This is a genomic window from Archangium sp. (assembly GCF_036389735.1).
Taxonomy (GTDB): Bacteria; Myxococcota; Myxococcia; order Myxococcales; family Myxococcaceae; genus Archangium.
Window position 1 is genome coordinate 1 of sequence record NZ_DASVWK010000854.1, and the last position, 3,449, is coordinate 3,449.

A 3,449-nucleotide genomic window follows, 5' to 3' on the forward strand; every position below is an offset into this window, starting at 1 on the left:
GCGAATGTCCTGCGCGGCGGCTCTGCCTGGTCCACTCGCGGCGTCCTCTGCCTACTCGGTTGCTTCCTGGTGGCTGCCTCAAGCGCCACGCTCGCCTCCTCACCTGCTTGGGGAGCTGGGCACCGAAGGTCGAGGCCGTGCGGCTCGCGGCGGCAGCGCTCCTGTTGGTCACGGTTCTGTAAACCCCCGCGGGCACGAGACCAGGGGCGCGGAAAAATCCCTCAAGCGCGCATCCTTCGGTTTTCGCTATGAACTCGTGACGATTTATCTGTTTTTTCTTTAGACCCCCAGGCCCCATACATATGCCCGTTCGGGCAACTCCGCCCGGCCACGACGCCGCGATCGGCACCGGATTCCATGTACGACCGCGATCTCGGACCCTCGTCGACTGAGAATCCCCTGGGCCCTCCTGTGTTATCTGATTCGTCCGCCCCGGAGGTGCTCGAACAACTGCTCACCGAGCTCGCGCACACCGCGGGCGTCGAGCCGAGCACCAGCACCACCCAGGCCTCCCTCCTGGATGCCTCGCGGCAGTGCTCCGGCCTCCTCGCCGAGACCTGGAGCCAGCGCCTCCACCACGCGGGGCAGGCGCTCGGCCTCACCCTCTCCACCCTGACGCATTCCGTGGAGGACGTCCTCCGCCAGGGCAGCCCCCAGGGGCCGCTCGGCACCGTGTGCTTCTCGGAGCGGGGAGCCTCGTGGCTGCTGATCGCCGAGTGGGCGCCCGACCGCGTCCTCGTGCACTCCAGCCTGCTGCCCGAGGGCCAGGCGTGGATGAGCCGTGAGGAACTCTCGCGCCTGCTCACGCCCTGGGCGACGCAGTCCCTCACCTGGGTGCTCGCCGAGGAGTCCGAGCCCGTCCATGCCCTGCGGGCCGAGGAGGCAGCCCCGCACAAGCCCCTCACGCCCTTCGCCCGGCTGCGCTCGCTGGTGCGCCTGGAGGCCGCGGACCTGCGGGCCGTCGCCATGTACGCGGTGGGCGTCGGGCTCTTCGCCCTCACCACGCCCATCGCCGTCCAGTCGCTCGTCAACACCGTGGCCTTCGGCTCCCTGCTCCAGCCGCTGGTGGTGCTGAGCATCCTGCTGCTCGGCGGCCTGGTGTTCGCCGGTGGCCTGCGGGCCATGCAGAACTGGGTGGTGGAGATCCTCCAGCAGCGCATCTTCATCCGCGTCGTCAGCGATCTCAGCCACCGGCTGCCCCGCGTCCAGGCGCGCGCCTTCGACCGCGCCCACGGGCCCGAGCTCGTCAACCGCTTCTTCGACGTGGTCACCGTCCAGAAGGCCAGCTCGTCGCTGCTGCTCGAGGGCCTCTCCGTGGTGCTCCAGGCGAGCATCGGCCTGCTGATGCTCGCCTTCTACCACCCGCTGCTCCTGGCCTTCGACTTCTTCCTCCTGCTGGCCCTGGCCGGCATCATCTTCGGCTTCGGCCACGCGGCCGCCTCGGCGGGCATCAAGGAGTCCAAGGCCAAGTACGCCGTGGCCGCCTGGCTCCAGGAGCTGGCGCGCCACCGCATCGCCTTCCGCCAGCACGGCGGTACCGCCCACGCCCTGCGGCGCGCCGATGAGCTCGCCCGCGACTACCTCGGCGCCCGGCGCAAGCACTTCAAGTACCTCTTCCGGCAGATCCTCGGGGCGCTCGGCCTCCAGGCGGTGGCCAGCGCGCTGCTGCTCGGGCTGGGCGGCTGGCTGGTCATCAACCGCCAGCTCACCCTGGGTCAGCTCGTCGCCGCCGAGCTCATCGTCACCACCGTGGTGGCCGCCATCGCCAAGTTCGGCAAGCACCTGGAGGCGTACTACGACCTGCTCGCGGCCATGGACAAGCTCGGCCAGCTCGTGGACCTGCCGCTGGAGGAGGACAACGGCGAGAGCGTCCCGCCGACCCCCGGGCCCGCGTCCCTCCGTCTCGACGGGCTGGAATTCCACTACCGCGAGGACTCGCCCGTGTTGCGCGGCGCCAGCCTCGAGGTGCGGGCCGGCGAGAAGGTGGCCATCACCGGCGCCACCGCCGGCGGCAAGAGCACCCTCGTGGAGCTGCTCTACGGCCTGCGCGCTCCCTCGCGGGGCCGCATCCTGCTCGATGGCCTCGACCTGAGGGATCTCTCGCTCGCCTCGCTGCGCCGCGACGTGGCCATCGTCAAGGCCCCGGAGATCTTCGCCGGCACGATCGTGGACAACGTCCGGATGGGACAGCCCGACCTGCCGCTGAGCGAGGTGCGCCGGGCGCTGGAGGCCGTCGGCCTGGGGGAGATGATCGCCCAGCTCCCCGAGGGACTCCAGACGGAGCTCACCACCGGAGGCCTTCCCCTGTCCTCGGGCCAGGTGGCGCAGCTCCACCTCGCGCGCGCGCTCGTGCTGAGGCCGCGCCTGCTCGTCCTCGACGAGGTGCTGGACGGCCTCGACGCGCAGGCGCGTGAGCACGTGCTGAAGACGCTGATGGCCGACGACGCGCCCTGGACCCTGCTCCTCATCACCCGCGCGCCCGAGCTGCTCGCCCGCTGCACGCGGACGTACGAGCTGAGTGGCGGCCGGCTGAGTCCGCTCGACTCCGAGCGGCAGCCGCGCGTGGCAACCCTTTCCTGAGTCCGGACCCAAGACCATGACGACGATGCCAACTTCCCGAAATGGTGGTCCCTCCTCCGCCGAGCTCCCCGCGATGCGCCTCGTGCGGCACTCGACCCGGGTGGCTCGCACGGTGGCCCGACTCCTGGCCCTCGCCCTGGTGCTCGCCGTGGTGGGGCTGCTGCTGGCCCCCTGGCGGCAGAACGTCACCGGCCAGGGCCGCGTCATCGCCTACGCGCCCCTGGAGCGCCAGCAGTCCATCCAGGCGCCCATCGCCGGGCGCATCACGAACTGGGCCGTTCAGGAAGGCTCCGCTGTGAAGGAGGGAGACCTGATCGTCGAGCTGTCCGACAACGATGCGGACCTGATGACGCGCCTGCAGGAGCAGCGCACCGCCATCGAGGCCCGCATCAGCGCCACCCAGAGCCAGATGATGGCCTACGAGTCCCGGGTGGATGCGCTGCGCGCCTCGCGCTCGGCGAGCATCGACGCGGCCGGCTCGCGCGTGCGCATGGTGCGGGAGCGCATCCGCTCCGCCGAACAGTCGTTGTCCGCGGCCGAGATGGCCCGTGAGACGTCCCGGCTCAACCTGGAGCGGCAGCGCGCCATGCACGAGGACGGCCTGACGGCCACCCGGAGCCTGGAGCTCGCCCAGCTCGAGTTCACCAAGGCGAACACCGACGCCGAGAGCGCCCGCGCCAGCCTGAACGCCGCCCGCAACGAGCTCGAGGCCATCAGCTCCGACCGCCAGCGCGTCCAGACCGATGCCGATGCCCTCATCAATGACGGCCTCGCCAAGTACGAGTACGCCAAGGGCGACCTGGCCAAGGAGCGCATCGAGATGGCGAAGCTGGAGAGCACCATGGCCCGTCAGGCCACCCAGCAGGTGC

At 70.7% G+C, this 3,449-nt stretch carries 2 protein-coding genes; both read left to right on the forward strand.

Annotated features, from left to right (window positions below):
- The first annotated feature begins 438 nt into the window (after positions 1–438).
- On the forward strand, positions 439–2,580 hold the full coding sequence (locus VF794_RS30580; protein WP_331116540.1) for an ABC transporter ATP-binding protein: 2,142 nt from the start codon (positions 439–441) through the stop codon (positions 2,578–2,580).
- Between the two features lie 73 nt (positions 2,581–2,653).
- The coding region (locus VF794_RS30585; protein ID WP_331116542.1) for a biotin/lipoyl-binding protein at positions 2,654–3,449 on the forward strand (796 nt) is incomplete at its 3' end.